Genomic DNA, 15,702 nt, shown 5'->3' on the forward strand with positions numbered 1-15,702 from the left:
TTTAAACCTAAATTTTTAGGTCAATGATAGAAAAGGACTAAAATCCGTGTCAACAGGGCTAGCAAAGCTTGCACAAATAGCCATCACCAGTTTAAAGGGTGTTGGACCAAGCATGGCTGAAAAGCTTGAAAAAGTCGGCTTGCATTCGCTTCAAGATTTACTTTTTCATTTACCCAATCGTTATGAAGACCGGACGCGTGTTACCGCAATACGAGACTGTTTTCCTGGTGTTTTCACTAATATTATTGGTGAAATCACCGGTAGCCAAATCATTAATGGCAAGGGACGTATGTTACTGGTTACCGTTCAAGATGCTTCAGGAACCGTAAACTTACGTTTTTTTCGCTTTAGCGCTGCACAAAAAAATAGCTTAGCATTGGGGCTGAACATTCGCTGTTATGGTGAAATTAAACGTGGCGCTCGTGGTTTTGAAATAATTCATCCTGAGTATAAATCCCTTGATGAGGACCAAGCTTTAACCGAGGTAGAAGAAACACTAACCCCCGTTTACCCAACGACTGAAGGCTTACGGCAAATAACTTTACGTAACTTAACCGAGCAAGCGTTAATTAAATTAGAACGAGGCCAAGTTGAAGAGTTATTACCCGATGAGTTTAATTTGCAAAATTATTCTCTCGCGCAAGCTTTGGCGCTTATTCATCGTCCGCCCCCTGAAACTTCAGTAATACAGTTGGAAGAGGGTAAGCATCCCGCACAGTTACGATTAATAAAAGAAGAATTATTGGCGCATAATTTAAGTATGCTGAAATTACGCCAGTCTAGTGATGCTCATCGATCAATCTCTTTAATCGATGATAAAGTACTCAGTGATAAGTTTTTAGCCTCATTACCTTTTTCACCCACCAATGCTCAAGTAAGAGTGGTACAAGAAATTCGTCAGGACCTGATAAAAACTCAGCCAATGATGCGCTTAGTACAAGGTGATGTAGGTTCAGGAAAAACCTTAGTCGCGGCACTTGCGGCACTCACCGCTATCAGTAAAGGCTTTCAGGTTGCTTTAATGGCGCCAACAGAAATATTAGCAGAACAACATGCCCTTAATTTTAAAAACTGGTTTGAACCGCTTGATATCAGCGTCGGCTGGCTAGCTGGAAAAACGAAGGCAAAAGCAAGACGTAGCGCACTAGAGCATATCGAAAATGGTAATATGCAGATGATTGTTGGTACCCATGCTTTATTTCAAGATAAAGTTATCTTTCATAATTTAACACTGATTATTATTGATGAACAACATCGCTTTGGTGTACATCAGCGTTTATCACTGCGCGAGAAAGGCGCGTTTGACGGTAATTATCCGCATCAATTGATTATGACAGCAACGCCAATCCCTCGCACATTAGCCATGACTGCCTATGCCGATTTAGACACCTCTATTATTGATGAACTTCCCCCAGGAAGAACCCCGATAAATACCATCGCCTTACCTGACACACGCCGTGAAGATGTCGTTGAACGCATTCGAAAAGGCTGTGTAGAAGACAATCGACAAGCTTATTGGGTGTGTACGTTAATTGAAGAGTCTGAAGTATTACAATGCCAAGCAGCAGAAGATACGGCGGTGTATTTACAAGAGCAACTGACAGAATTAAAAATTGGTTTGATACACGGAAGAATGAAAGCCGCTGAAAAACAGTCAGTAATGGAAACGTTTAAAAAAGGTGAACTAGACTTATTGGTGGCAACAACCGTTATTGAGGTCGGTGTTGATGTCCCCAATTCCAGCTTAATGGTCATTGAGAACCCTGAGCGCTTAGGTTTAGCGCAACTCCATCAGCTAAGAGGCCGGGTTGGTCGAGGCAAAGTCGCTTCACATTGTGTCTTAATGTATAAAAGCCCGCTTTCAAAAACAGCAACCAAACGCTTAGCGGTATTGCGTGAAAGTAATGATGGCTTTGTTATTGCACAAAAAGACTTAGAAATACGAGGTCCAGGTGAATTTTTAGGGACCAAGCAAACGGGTCTCGCTGATTTGAAAATAGCAGATTTGCTCAGAGATGCGCATTTAATTCCAGAAGTACAGCAACATGCTTATCTTATTTGGAAGAAGCACCCACAAAATGCCCAAGCAATTATTCAGCGTTGGATGGGCGATCGCGAATACTTTACCAATGCTTAGGCTTCCTTATATAACATTCAGATTTGAAGCTTAAGCAAAGGCTAAGATTGAGCTCAGCGTATTACTTTCTAACGATTCTTAAAAAACATAAAGCCAATAATAAACCAACCCCCATTGAGCCACCGCCACCTGAACTCTTCACTTTTGACGGAGCCACTACCACTGGCGCAGCACTCACAGTAACACTACGTGCGGCTTTAATACTAAGCCCCGTACTATCTGTTAGTGTTAATTCAACATTATAATTTCCAGCCTGAGTATAAAGGTGACTTGGGTTTTGTATATTACTACTACTGCTATCACCAAAATCCCAAGCATAGGTATATTGTGAATTGCCGCCTACTGGGGTTGAGGTAAAGTTCACCGCTAAATCATTCGCTGAATGAGTGAATGATACGCTTAAATCAGAAGGCTCGGTGGAACTTGAAAGTGTTACCGTTGCAGAGGTACTATCAGAGCTTTGCAAATCGACCTGCATACTAAAATCAAGTTTGGGTAAAATCAAACCAGACTCAGGTTGTTCCGGTGAAGAATAATCATCGGAGTCTTTAAATAAACTTGTCGCTACACTGTGGCTGTCACCGCTAAATGGCTGTTGATCATACAAGCTAAAAGCAGCATCATGGAGCTGATACGCTGAATTTCGGACACTACCATTTACAGCTTTAACAAGATTTTGGTCGGCATCAACAACGCCTATAAATAACTTGCCCGCATGTTCATCAACTTTGTTATCAGCAATATTATCATTACGATACCAAAGTAAAACACCCGCATCATAACCGATGTTTTTTAAACGACTATCAACGCTCGTATGGCTGCGTAATTGAATATAATAATGATGAGGTAAACCAGCAACTTTATCAGATAATCGCCTAAAGCCATTCAATGTTGCTTGGTTTTCAGTTTCGCCATCAATGATAATAAGCTCACTTCCCCCATTGGTTACTTTTATTTCATCGGTCACAAAACCATAACCACCTTCTGCTTGGTCAGTCACATAATTCATTTTAATCGTGACACGTTGACCTACAAAGCTAGAGAGGTCAAAAGTTAAGCCGACCCATTTTAAGTCGCCCTCTGCACCAACAATACTGGCAGATTCTCCACTGAGATACTCTCCTAGCAAGGGGTAGTAAGGATTGCTGTCTTTAGTATGATTTCCTTTTATCGCTGTATTGTTGACGAGCACCTGCACGTAGTCATAATCTTGTTCAATTTCCCAACGAGCTTTCATCGATAATGTCGAAGTACCGGCAGGTAAATCGACAGAAAATGACAGACTGTTTTCTAACATATTGCCTTTATCAGAATAAAATTGGTATGCACCGGCATAAGCCACCGGAAAGTCTAATGCTAAAGGAGGTAAATTCACCTTGATTTGGTTAATTGCGTTATGATCAACCGTGCTCACCAAGGAGATACTTTCATTATTTAACGTAGCGAAATTGACTTCACGTTGGTTAATCCAATTACCTTGATAGCGCTCTTGTAAATAATCTCTCGCTAAAGGGCTAAAAGCAGAGGGACGAGTTCCTGCAGGAGTACCTAACCAAGTACCTGAAGCCATGACTGACCACTCTGAAACAGGTGCGCCGATATCACTACTGTCAATATCGTATTCATCAAGCAAACCTAAATCATGTCCAAATTCATGAACAACAACACCGGGAGCGGCATCAATAGGGTTAATTGTATAACCAAAAGCTTTAATATCTGAACCGAGAATAGTTGCCGGTTGTGTTCCTGCTTCATTGAGCACAAAACTACGATGTGACCAAATAGCATCTTCTGCTAAACCTCCGCCACCTGCCTCTTCACCAATACTGGCATGAAAAAGCATAATATGATCAATAATACCATCAGGCTCATTAACATTGCCGTCACCATCAAAATCAAACAAATCCGTTTTATCGTAATCCGACAAGTCAAGCCCATTAGCAACAAGCTGCGTTACCGCTTCAACAACAAGTTCCTTAACATTTTGATCATTGTCGGTTTCTTCATCATTACCACCATAGTAGCTGGCATCATTTGCCGCGGTTACCCAGCCATTAACACCACCGGTAAAGAAGAATTGTTGACCTGATTCATGTTGGTAATATTGGAAAGCGGATTCAATATTTTGCCCTGAAGGGCCATCAAATCCTGTTGCAGAGAACAAAAGCTCATTGTAATGTGCAACAGAATAATTTGGGTAAAACATATCAGTATCATTAGACGTCAAGCCATTTTCATCATGTTTGAGATCATTGAAATCGATAAGTATCGCTAAAATATTAACGGTCGTTTCAACGTCAGCATCCGCCGTTCTTTGTAATAAATGATGTGCTAATTGAGTTTTTTTCAACTCGTTATTAAAACTCATACTTTCACGAAATTCACGACTATTAAAACTTTCCGCTGCAGAGACTTTCTTTGATAATGCTAACGGCAATACGTTAGGCTTGAATGATTTTTTAGTCAGATAGTCAGTCAATGCTTGTTTTTTCTGCTCATCCGTTGCATTAATCGACAACTCACCTCTTTTTTCTAACCAATAGAGAATCCGCTCTTTATTTATAACGCCTGCATCTGCTGGCGCACTTTTAGAAAAAGCGTTAACCTTATCAACATTTTTCGCTTGTAAAGGTAAGTTATTGATCAGCAAAAACAAACCTAATAAGTGTGCTATTTTCATGAGTTTTCCTACTATGAGTTCTTATTTCTGACAGCTTTTAAAGGCCGCATTTTTCTTACGAATATACGCATTGACTTGGCGCTGTATCTCTTCTTCAGATAATGAAGCGTCAATGGTGCCATTGGTCACTAACATCTCTTTTAGCTTTTGGATATTCTTAAGTGGTGGGGTCGTTGATTGCTGACAAATAATTTTATGGTTAACGACTTTTTCACTGCTGTTTTTAGCGACTAATGGTGCTGATTTTTGCTGGCACCCCTGTAGTAATAAAACAACTAAAAATAAATAAAACTTCATAACGTCGCTACCTGTAACAATAATGTTAACCATAATACCGCATATTAATTAACGGATAAAGTTTAACCAGCACAGTCCATTTAATAAAAAACACCACCACTTGATTTGAAGTGTTAATAATTGCTAAAAAATGCGGTAAACTATCGGTAATTTTAGTGATAAGTGAATGTTAGATGACTGCTCAACAAGATAATCATCAGGAAAATAGTTCAGATTCTTCAAGTGACAACACCACACATTTTGGCTTTCAAACGGTAGATAAAAACGAGAAAGAGTCAAAAGTTGCCAGTGTATTTCATTCTGTTGCCGCACAATATGATGTAATGAATGATTTAATGTCTTTTGGCATTCATCGTTTATGGAAGCGCTTCACTATTGATGCAAGTGGTGTACGTCCAGGCAACAAAGTGCTTGATTTAGCTGGCGGTACTGGCGATTTGACCGCAAAATTTTCACAACTTGTTGGCCGCGAAGGTAAGGTAATTCTTGCTGATATTAATAGCTCGATGCTAAATGTTGGTCGAGATAAGTTACGCGATAAAGGTTTAGTACAAAATATTGAATATGTACAAGCTAACGCACAACACTTACCCTTTGAAGATAATACCTTTGATATTGTCACTATCGCCTTCGGTTTACGTAACGTTACTGATAAAGACATGGCTCTGCGCTCTATTTACCGTGTATTAAAACCAGGTGGGCGCTTATTAGTGCTAGAGTTTTCCAAGCCAGAGCACGAATTAATCAGTAAAGCTTACGACTTTTATTCTTTTAACATTCTTCCTAAAATGGGTGAGTTAGTCGCTAAAGATGGTGACAGCTATCAATATTTAGCAGAATCGATTCGTATGCACCCTGACCAAGATACATTAAAAGATATGATGGATTCGGCGGGTTTTGAACAAACCAGTTTCAAAAACCTAACGGGTGGCGTTGTTGCTCTGCACAAAGGTTATAAATTTTAATTGTGATAAAAATTAGCCCTCAGTTAATGCCTCAGCAAATACTCTGTTCAGCACTAGAGTTTGCAATTAACCAAACACTGTTACTCAGTGTTAAGGGGGCGAGTGTCTTACAACCTTTAGAACAAAAAACATTAACCCTTTCATTAAAAGAATTAGGTTTCCCTTTAAGTTTTTCTATTAATGACAATAAGGTTCTAGTAACCCGCTTAATCGAGCGCAGCAACTGTACAATAAAAACCAGTATAAAAACCTTACTTGAACTCAAAAAAGAACAACAGATTACCGAACTGATCAAACAAGAGAAACTCGATGTTCATGGAGACATCAAAGTTGCTCAGGTGTTTGCGAGTATCGCACAATCACTCGAAATTGATTGGCAAACAGAAATAGCCAAACATATCGGTGATATTCCAACATATAAGCTCTCTCAGATAAGTAAAAATTTAACGAAAAAATTTAATTTTGCCACTCAACAAATACAAGCTGACGCTAGCGAATGGTTAGTGCATGAAAAGCGCTTAGTGGTTACTTCAAGTCAAATACAGTCTTTTAGCCAAAAAGTTGCCGATGTATCTAAACAAGCAGATACTTTATCTGAACGTATTCAGCGACTTGCTAAAAAAGCCAGTACGCCAACCTAATTTTCAAGGAACATTGTGAGCAGTTTACGACTTTATCGCATCATTAAAACATTTCTTCAATTTGGTCTTGATGAACTTATCCCCAGCCATATGCTACCTTGGTATGCGAAACTTATGCGCTTTACCTTGTTTTGGTTACGTAATAAACACAAGAATAAGCCTGAAGCCTTGCGTCTTCGCTTAGCGATTGAATCTTTAGGACCTGTATTTGTAAAGTTTGGTCAGATGCTTTCAACCCGCCGAGATTTGCTCCCTGATGACTTTGCTAAGGAACTTGCCTTACTTCAAGATCAGGTACCTGCCTTTGATGGCGAGTTAGCCAAAGCGATTGTTCTAGACGCGATTGGAGAAGAGACATTTAATCAACACTTTAACCATTTTGACACCCAACCACTCGCTTCAGCGTCAATTGCACAAGTACATACGGCAACATTAATACAAGACGGACAGCCTATTGAAGTCGTGCTTAAGGTTTTGCGCCCAAATATTACCAAAACAATTGTAGCTGACGTAAAAGTGATGTCTCTCTTTGCGGGTATTGTTGCCAAATTTTTACCCGATGGTAAACGCCTGCGTCCGAAAGAAGTCGTTAATGAGTACCGTAAAACAATTATTGACGAGCTTGACCTGAACCGTGAAGCGGCTAATGCCACCTTACTAAATCATAACTTCTCTCAAGGTCGTGCTAGCGATAGCGTATTATATGTGCCCAAGGTTTATAGTGAGTTCAGTCATATCAACGTAATGGTGATGGAACGGATTTATGGTATCGGCGTAGGAGAAATAGAGACACTTCAACAGCTTGGAGTAGATATGAAATCACTTGCTGAACGTGGTGTTGAAGTGTTTTTTACGCAAGTATTTCGTGACAGTTTTTTTCATGCAGATATGCATCCTGGAAATGTATTCGTTGATGCAACAAACCCTGAAGATCCAACATGGATAGCCATAGATTTTGGGATTTGTGGTACATTAAATCGTGAAGATAAACGCTATTTAGCTGAAAATTTTGTCGCCTTTTTTAATAGAGATTACCGTAAAGTAGCAGAACTGCATGTCGATTCTGGCTGGGTACCCAGCAATACCAGTGTTGATGAATTCGAATTTGCTATTCGCACCGTTTGTGAACCAATATTTAATAAGCCATTAGCTGAAATATCTTTCGGACAAGTATTAGTGAGTTTATTTAACACCGCACGACGATTCAATATGGAAGTGCAACCTCAATTGGTTTTATTACAGAAAACCTTACTCTACATCGAAGGACTTGGACGACAACTTTACCCACAGCTCGATTTATGGCAAACCGCCAAACCTTTCTTAGAAAATTGGGTAAAAGAGCAAATGGGTGTGAAAGCAGTGTTCAAAAAAATAAAAGAAAACTTGCCATTTTGGAATGAAAAGCTGCCTGAGATGCCTGATTTAGTTTATGACTATTTGAAAACTGGCCGGAAAGGTCATGAGCAACAAACACAGTTAATTAATCAATTAAAAGAACAACAAAGCAAGCAACATAAACAGTTAATATTGACCATCATTTTTGGTGCAATCATGATCAGTTTAACTCTATTCTTTAAGTAACTTCATTAGCTGACATAACGTCAGCTTAAAAGAATTATCGATCCAACAATGATAGTGACTTTACCTGATAAAGTATCGACATAATACATATCATCAAAGACCTCTAGCTATTCGCTATCATCCGTTCGTTGAGTAATACGCAGCCGTTCTAAATACATAAAGATCATCCATTAAGCCTACATCGGGTATGTCATTTTTTATATAATCTTCAGGTAAAAAATAATAACTGAGCGCAGAAACCGCGATATTTTCAGGCCTCGTTGCTAAAAGTGTCATTAAAATAGATATTTGAGATATTAATTCAGTATTCATTGATGACTTACTATTATCTAAATCAACCGTATAACTATTAAGTTCGTCGACTAACAGCAATTTAATCATCACTTGAGGTATTCCAACTAAGAACTTGACCTTATCTTGATGTAATATGCAATACAACATGTTTTCTAAAAACTGACTCTGGTAGCTAAACCCTTAATTAGAAATAAAGTTATATAAATTTATTATGGAAGTGCTATCTATAAAAAAGCCCCATGGTTGTTAAAATTTTTGGTTAGAGAGAGATCCATATATAACTTTAGGTCTAAATTCAAACTGATGTTAAAAACCTAAATCGCTTATGTACGTGTTAAATTTACTTTTCACCAGCAGCTATACCATGCATCAAGCAGGTTAACAAATGTTTAAGCTGTGCATTGTTGTTTTGAATAAATAGCTAATAACCCATTAGGTGCACGCAAAGTACTCAAATAATACAGCAAGAGATTTTTGACGAATTTCACCCATATCATCTTTCATTTCCACAATAAAATGATTAGGAAGTGGACTGTCAGCAAAAGCCCTTGATTCAGTTGTTATTTTTCTGAAAATTGGATCTAACTTATTGTTCAACAAATTGCTCGAGGTCATTATTTAATAATCTTCCTATTCCAGAAGTAATATTTCTAGAAGTAATATTTCTAGAAGATACTTTACCTCTATTTTAACCTTTTCAATCATAATTCCTTATTATTTAGCGTGCAAAAAAAGGAATATAACTACTTTTTATGAGCATGTCCTAACCATAAGCTAATTGAAACTAATAAAACGATAATAGCAAGATATAAGGTTTCGATAATACTCGATGGTCTTAACTCAATTAAATATGCAAAAACCTTAATCACTAAAAGCATAACAATGACATTGCCTAACTTTGTTTTTAGTTGATCAATACTATTAATTTGAAAAGCTTGAGAGGTATGTTTTCCAGTTTCATCAATAGAACTAATAAATAGTTCATATAAACCAAAAGAGAATATAAATAATATTGATGATATTAAAAAGGTATCAAGCACTTCTATTACGCTTAATACTAATACATCTCTGGTAATATTCTCATTACCACCGATGAAATAAGTAACAAGATTGCCAATAAAGTGAATAACTTCATAAGCACCTAAGCCAATTAAAGAGAATGCTGTAGCAAGGCAACAGACAACTGCAACAATTAAAACTAAACGACTTTTCCACAATAATGATTCAAAAAAATTTTCCATTTCTCTCTTCTTTTCTAAGCTAATATAAAGTTAAGCTAACAAATAACAACTTCGTGCTCTGTAATTTTTTTCGGAGTGTTAGCTCTTAATAATTTGATGACATCTAAAATGGGTTTGAAATGAGCCTCTTTAGATTCAACAAAATGATGTTTTTGATCACTTAAAATGATGCCTCCTGCCATATGAGCATGCCCGCCTCCAAAACCTCTTTGCTTATAATTTAAGGTCTCTCTTAGCAGCTTTCCAACATTAACTTTTGGGCACTCGGACCGCAACGATAGTTGAATACCTTGATTATAATTCATTGCTACAATCACAATATCGTATTCATTTACACTTAATAAAAAGTCAGCTAAAACACCGAGTAAATTTTTTGCACATGGTTCTTTTAATAACACCATAGCAATACCATCGGTACTAGTGACGCTATCACACACTTGATAAAAACTTGTCAGCTCATTCTCAACCAAAGAGTTACGACAAATTCTATTCACTAAATCTAAATCGGCCATTTGATTAAAAGCTAAAAAGGCTTTTAAGTCAGCATTACAAAAACCACGGGTTAAGTTTGCTGTGTCAATATTAAGTCCGACCAGTAATGCGGTAGCAACATTCTGTGGTAATTCAATATTCAACAATTGAAAGTACTCATAAATAATTGTCGCTGTCGCACCATAATGTGGTCGAACATCACAGAACCAAAGCTTATTGGGTGGCGTAACTGTATGGTGATCAATTACCGCTATTTCAGTACCTGGCATATCCGTGACATTTTTCTCACCAATACAACCGTCTACGGTAATAATTTTATCATGCGGTGTTAAGCTAGCTTTACTACAATGTACAATAGGTATTTCTAGCCATTCAATCATGTTTGACAATGATATCCTGTCTATATTTCCGTTATAGACAATCAAAGTTTTCAACCCTAATGATTGCAAAATAATGGATAAACCATAAGCGGCTGAAATCGCATCATGGTCAGGGAAGTCATGTGCTTGTATAACGACTCTTTTAAGGGGTTTTAACTGCTTAAAAAATTGACTAATAGTATCTCTATCCATGGTACCCCTTAAAAGAAGAGCTTAGCTCTCCTTTTATTATTGCTTTATCTTATTGATTTAATAGCACTGTTCATTGAACATATATAGCCTACACACTTACCTGATAACATAACAATCATGCCTTTTTTCAGCGTAGGAGCAATATCGCTATCGACTTCAATGTAAGATTTTTTACGTAAAACATTTTTTGCATCCATCATCTCACCTTCAGCAATTAAAACGAGTTCGCCATCAATATCTTGATAGATCGCAACTTGTGCTTCTTCTTTAGCTCCGTGCAAGCGGCCTAAATTGGTTTCGAAATATAAGTCACCACCAAAAGTTTTTGCACCCGTAATTACACCTTGTGAACCCACATATTTGCTTAACGTGACATAGTCGTCATCACCTTTTTCAAGTAAGTCACCAATGGCACCCGCAATGACACCGTTATACATTGATGACTCTTTACATGAACGGCTCGGTGGATTTTCTTTACTGCTTGTAGAGCGTCCTTCAACATTAAATGACATGATTTGCTTCATTGAAGGTAATTCTCGAATTTGTACATTCGCTTTAGCTTTAGCACTGTAATCACACTCAGCGGCATGATGTGTTGTTTTACCTTTTTTATCGGTTGTGCTGTATGATTTTTCATATTCACCACCATAAGAGATGTCAGTAATGGTTGGAATAACAGCAAATTTCGCTTCTACAGGACCTTCATAAGCTCGATAGTCTTCACTAAGATTTTCTTTTAATTGTATTTCATCAATAAATCGTGAGGCCATTTTTCTATCAATAACTTCTGAACCGCTATCAACGATAATAGTCGTTATTTCACCCGAAAAGCGAGTTTGCATATGCTCAGGGATATCAAGTTTAACACCTGGTGCAACAATAATTTTACTATTCTTTATATCAAATTTATCGCCCGTGTAGCCATCAATTGAAGGAATATTTACATCTGCCAAGGTGGGCATTGGAGGTGTGGTAGAGCCACAACCTACGGCCATGATTGACGAAGCGACTAATGCTATAGTTTTAAGTGATTTTTTCATTTTTATTCCCTTTTATTACGACTTTATAATGAGTGTTTCTATTTTTTTTATTAAATTAACAACTGCTTTTCTACTGGCTTCTTTTTTGTTATTAAATGATGAACCTTTGCTTTTGAATTTTACGTGCTTTTTAGTGTCACCAAATTCATCTAATACACTCACTTCCGCACTGATGATATTTAAGTGGTTTTTATATGCATAGGTTTTTTTTTCTGTGAATTTAACGTCGATTGTTCCGGCATTTTTTTTCTGGTTCGTGACTTTGTAGCCTTGTTTTTTCATTAATTGTTCAAACGAGTTTTTGAAATCAATAGGTGTTTGCTTAGGGTAGTTAATTGTATATTTATTTTTATATTTGCAACGCTTTAAAAGGCGATCGAAACTTGTTGCCTGTTTCTTAAATGTGACCGTTGATTCTTCTTTCATACCGCTACCAATATAGGCAGGGATCAAAGCGAATAGTTTTTCTTTTTTATGATTGTTTGTTGTTAAAGCATACCAACACGCAGGACCTTGAGATTCAACAAAGTCTTCAAGTAGAAAAGAAAGCTCATCATTTAAATCTTCAAGTTGTTGCTTCAGTGCTAATTGTACAAGTTTACGTTCTACACGAATTAACACTCGCCATTGGTTATCTTTTTTAACACTTTCCAAAACATGAACATTAGGTAATTCTATTTCTTGTGATACAGCAGTTGTTCTTTGTTTAGTGTCTGTATTGGTAACATTGCCACTTTTACTTTGGCTAATACCGACACTTGATTGTACTCTGGTTGATAATTTTTGCGTGATATCAGCAAGCGCAAATTTCTGTGCATTGCTGTGATCAGCATCGATACCTAACCCATAAATATAAGTTTCATCATCCGCTGGAATTTTTTCAATCGCGTTCACAATAGGCGCTATTAACAATAATAAAACTACGATTATTTTGTTCACAAGCTATGCCTTTTGTTGAGTAAAATATTTTTTACTTTCAAGTACTTTATCTAAATATCGTTGTGTTTCTGTATGAGTCCGTTTTTTAATAATGTCGTAAACTTCATCAGGCGATAGCGTATTAATCACTTTCATTGCTTTAAGGCGGCCTTTTTTTCCCTTATTAAAAGCACGGGCAATATTACCAATACCGGTATTATAAGAAGCAATTGCGCAATACAAGCGGCTGGTTGGATTTTTAATCTCTTTTAAATATCGAGTCATTAAAATATGAATATAGGCAGAACCATATTTAATATTATCGCGGCCATTAAAAAGAAGGCTAGGTGTAGGTTTTCCCTTTTCGCCTAATATTTTTGTTTTAACGTCAGCACCGGCCGTTGATGGCACTATTTGCATTAAACCGTATGCTGGAACATATGACTTAGCAAGTGGATTAAAATGACTCTCTGTTTCCATAATCGCTAAAATAAATTGATCCGAAAGTGACCATTTCTCAGCATTATTTCTGACCATTTTCAAATACTGCTCAGCTTTTTTATACCGATCTCTTTTCAGATTAATTTTATAGGTTTTAATGTTCTTTTTAGTCAGCTCATTGGCGTCATGAATAACCACACTCTTTTCTTTTTTTATACTAACGATAAGTGCTTTTGAGGCTTGAATTTGTTCAGAGGCAACGTCGGTATTGTTGGTGAAGTTTTCTAAGTTAGCAATTTGCTTTGCTAAACGCGCCTCTGTGCGCTTAACAACAACTTGTACTTGTTGCTTTGCAGGAACAATTTCAATACTTTTAAGCAGCATGTTTAACTTTTCTGGGGACTCTATGCCTAAGTGTTTTAAAACTGTTGGTACGAGGCTTTCAATAGGTAGAGGGGGAAGCTCTTTTGTATCATCGACAGTGTCAAATTCTATTTGACTGTGAGCAATAACCTCTGGTTGTTTATCTAATGAATCAATAATCGCTTTACGTATTATTGTATCAACGTCTTGATCAGATAAATCATCACTTTCTAAAATGCTCACTTCTATTGTATCGTGTTCAAAATCCGTTAGGACTTTAGTTTTATTTTCTTCGTTATAGTAAACATATTCAGTTTTAGAACTAAGTTCGGCAACGCCCCATTTTTCTTTTATTTCGGTGCGATACTTTTCATAGCGATCTAAGTAATCAGTCTTAAATTTTTTATATTTTTCTTTTTGTTGTTTACTATATTCTGTAAATTTACTATCTTGAGCGGCATTTGTTGCTGGGCTAGCGCCAATAAAGCAAACAATCACAGAGACAAGCACCATTTTAAAAAAATGAGACATGATATATCCTTATTATTTCTGTCAATCCTACTGTTTATAGTAAAATGAATACTCAAAATTTGTTAGCACTGAATCCGCAATCACAGACAAGTCGACTTCACCTGCTCCGTAAAAGTTATTTCTAGCTTTGCGACTTATTGCTAATGCTTGTTCTTTGATTGATTCACTTTCTTCTTCAAGGTTTACTTGATCATATAACTTGCGTAACTCTGCTGAGCTAAGATTAATATCTTTCTGATAGCCTAGAGCACCAAAATATTGGTTAATAAATAATTTATCTTTACCTTGCTCTTCGCTCACTAAAAAGAAGTCGACATTATTATGATCTAAAGTGAAGTTCATTATTTCTTTAGTGTTGTCGGCAACGGTAAACTTACTTCCTGATGGAACTTTATTGAGTAAGCTATTAGGTATGAAGTCATCTTCCAATGCGCTAATCGTGTATGCCGTGACTCTGTTTTCTTTTAAAATTAAAGTAAGTATATATTTGTCATGTAGATAATAAGCGAAGCTAATATCATCGACATATTTACTTTTTTTGATGAGTTGGGGGGAGCCAAACGTTTGTGAAATATACTCAACATTACTACCAATATTAATCGTATTTAAACTTTCATATTCATATTTATGAGTAAAATTAGAGACAAAAGCTACATAAGCCTCTTCAGCCATTTCTTTAGAGTCAGCCCACTGACCAAGCGCCATGATAGATATTGCAACAAAAAGGAACTTTTCTTTAAACGTCCCTTTATTAAACTTCATTTCTTCCCAAAAAAACATACAAAAACCCTATAGCTTATTTTATTTTTATTTGAGTATTAATTATTTAACTGAGTTTTCAGACTTCATAAAGTTCAAATATAATAAGGTTTCGTTTTCAGGATCTAATTTAATTGGCGCTTGTTTTAATAGCTGGCTAAAAAGTTCTTGAGTTTTATCTTCTGATAAAGTGACCATCGCACACAAGTTTTTCACTTTATCCATTTGAGCGTAATCAACTTTAACCACTTTTGAGCCACGTAAGTATTGATCAGTTAATTGAGCCGTAGTGATACTGATTTTACTTTCGGTATTGCTATTACCCATCGAAGAAATTTTCGTACTATATTCTTCTTGTAAAGTAGAAACTCTTGTTTCAATTTGGCTAGCTAATTCTGCGCGAGCTTGTGTCGCAGCTTGAGATTTGTCCATTGAAAAACTGTTTGAAGCGCTAACACATGACGATGCGGCTAAGCCTTTGTCAACTGTTGGGTTAAGTACCCATTGAGGAATATTCATGCCCATATCTGCAGCATTATTTTTTGGGGTAGAGTTGCAACCTACGACAAATATTGAAATGGCAATTAATGATGAAACCCTGGTATATTTATTAAACATTTTATTCCCTTAAACTTTGTTTTATAAGTAATTACTTACGTAAATGTAACATTTATTAACGCTAACCTATAGTAGCCAAAAAAAAAAAGAAATCAATACATTTTGTTGCAAACAGGGAATTCAATATAAATA

At 36.7% G+C, this 15,702-nt stretch carries 15 protein-coding genes; 4 read left to right on the forward strand and 11 right to left on the reverse strand.

The window, feature by feature from the left end; all coding sequences use genetic code 11:
- Nucleotides 1-46: 46 nt before the first annotated feature.
- Nucleotides 47-2,137, forward strand: a complete 2,091-nt coding sequence (recG, locus tag H4J52_RS08005; RefSeq protein WP_182182333.1) for an ATP-dependent DNA helicase RecG — start codon at nt 47-49, stop codon at nt 2,135-2,137.
- 61 nt (nt 2,138-2,198) lie between these two features.
- On the opposite strand, the gene H4J52_RS08010 is transcribed toward recG, so the two are convergent.
- The gene (locus tag H4J52_RS08010) at nt 2,199-4,817 is read right to left on the reverse strand and encodes an immune inhibitor A domain-containing protein (RefSeq protein ID WP_182224479.1); all 2,619 of its coding nucleotides are present in this window, start codon (nt 4,815-4,817) and stop codon (nt 2,199-2,201) included.
- 21 nt (nt 4,818-4,838) lie between these two features.
- Complete coding sequence (locus tag H4J52_RS08015; RefSeq protein ID WP_182224480.1) at nt 4,839-5,114, reverse strand: hypothetical protein; 276 nt, start codon at nt 5,112-5,114, stop codon at nt 4,839-4,841.
- A gap of 173 nt (nt 5,115-5,287) precedes the next feature.
- Between H4J52_RS08015 and ubiE the strand changes: the two genes are divergently transcribed.
- The 3 genes from ubiE to ubiB are packed head-to-tail and all read left to right on the forward strand — an operon-like array spanning nt 5,288 to nt 8,301.
- Entirely contained in the window at nt 5,288-6,079 is a 792-nt protein-coding gene (gene ubiE / locus H4J52_RS08020; protein ID WP_182224481.1) for a bifunctional demethylmenaquinone methyltransferase/2-methoxy-6-polyprenyl-1,4-benzoquinol methylase UbiE, read from the forward strand.
- Nucleotides 6,080-6,081: 2 nt separating this feature from the next.
- Nucleotides 6,082-6,720, forward strand: coding sequence for an SCP2 domain-containing protein (locus H4J52_RS08025; protein ID WP_182223757.1), 639 nt, complete (start codon nt 6,082-6,084; stop codon nt 6,718-6,720).
- 15 nt (nt 6,721-6,735) lie between these two features.
- Nucleotides 6,736-8,301, forward strand: coding sequence for a ubiquinone biosynthesis regulatory protein kinase UbiB (gene ubiB, locus H4J52_RS08030; protein WP_182224482.1), 1,566 nt, complete (start codon nt 6,736-6,738; stop codon nt 8,299-8,301).
- A 117-nt stretch (nt 8,302-8,418) separates the two neighbouring features.
- Here the strand turns inward: ubiB and H4J52_RS08035 are convergent, their stop codons facing one another.
- The 9 genes from H4J52_RS08035 to H4J52_RS08075 form a co-directional block, all read right to left on the reverse strand.
- Entirely contained in the window at nt 8,419-8,685 is a 267-nt protein-coding gene (locus tag H4J52_RS08035) for a DUF1232 domain-containing protein (protein ID WP_182224483.1), read from the reverse strand.
- A gap of 342 nt (nt 8,686-9,027) precedes the next feature.
- Complete coding sequence (locus H4J52_RS08040; protein ID WP_182224484.1) at nt 9,028-9,210, reverse strand: hypothetical protein; 183 nt, start codon at nt 9,208-9,210, stop codon at nt 9,028-9,030.
- Nucleotides 9,211-9,338: 128 nt separating this feature from the next.
- Complete coding sequence (locus tag H4J52_RS08045; RefSeq protein WP_182224485.1) at nt 9,339-9,836, reverse strand: YqhA family protein; 498 nt, start codon at nt 9,834-9,836, stop codon at nt 9,339-9,341.
- A 35-nt stretch (nt 9,837-9,871) separates the two neighbouring features.
- The gene (locus H4J52_RS08050; protein WP_182224486.1) at nt 9,872-10,900 is read right to left on the reverse strand and encodes a bifunctional oligoribonuclease/PAP phosphatase NrnA; all 1,029 of its coding nucleotides are present in this window, start codon (nt 10,898-10,900) and stop codon (nt 9,872-9,874) included.
- A gap of 44 nt (nt 10,901-10,944) precedes the next feature.
- Nucleotides 10,945-11,940 carry a hypothetical protein gene (locus tag H4J52_RS08055; protein WP_182224487.1) on the reverse strand — a complete coding sequence of 332 codons (996 nt, stop codon included), beginning with the start codon at nt 11,938-11,940 and terminating at the stop codon, nt 10,945-10,947.
- Between the two features lie 15 nt (nt 11,941-11,955).
- A complete protein-coding gene (locus H4J52_RS08060; protein WP_182224488.1) occupies nt 11,956-12,879 on the reverse strand; it encodes an LPP20 family lipoprotein in 924 nt (307 codons plus the stop codon).
- Nucleotides 12,880-12,882: 3 nt separating this feature from the next.
- Nucleotides 12,883-14,193 (reverse strand): murein transglycosylase domain-containing protein, encoded by a 1,311-nt coding sequence (locus tag H4J52_RS08065; RefSeq protein ID WP_182224489.1) that lies wholly within the window; start codon nt 14,191-14,193, stop codon nt 12,883-12,885.
- 27 nt (nt 14,194-14,220) lie between these two features.
- The gene (locus H4J52_RS08070; RefSeq protein WP_182224490.1) at nt 14,221-14,973 is read right to left on the reverse strand and encodes an ETEC_3214 domain-containing protein; all 753 of its coding nucleotides are present in this window, start codon (nt 14,971-14,973) and stop codon (nt 14,221-14,223) included.
- 42 nt (nt 14,974-15,015) lie between these two features.
- Entirely contained in the window at nt 15,016-15,570 is a 555-nt protein-coding gene (locus H4J52_RS08075) for an LPP20 family lipoprotein (protein ID WP_182224491.1), read from the reverse strand.
- Nucleotides 15,571-15,702 lie beyond the last annotated feature (132 nt).

Origin of the sequence: Colwellia sp. MB02u-14, from assembly GCF_014076915.1 — a bacterium.
GTDB lineage: Bacteria > Pseudomonadota > Gammaproteobacteria > Enterobacterales > Alteromonadaceae > Colwellia_A.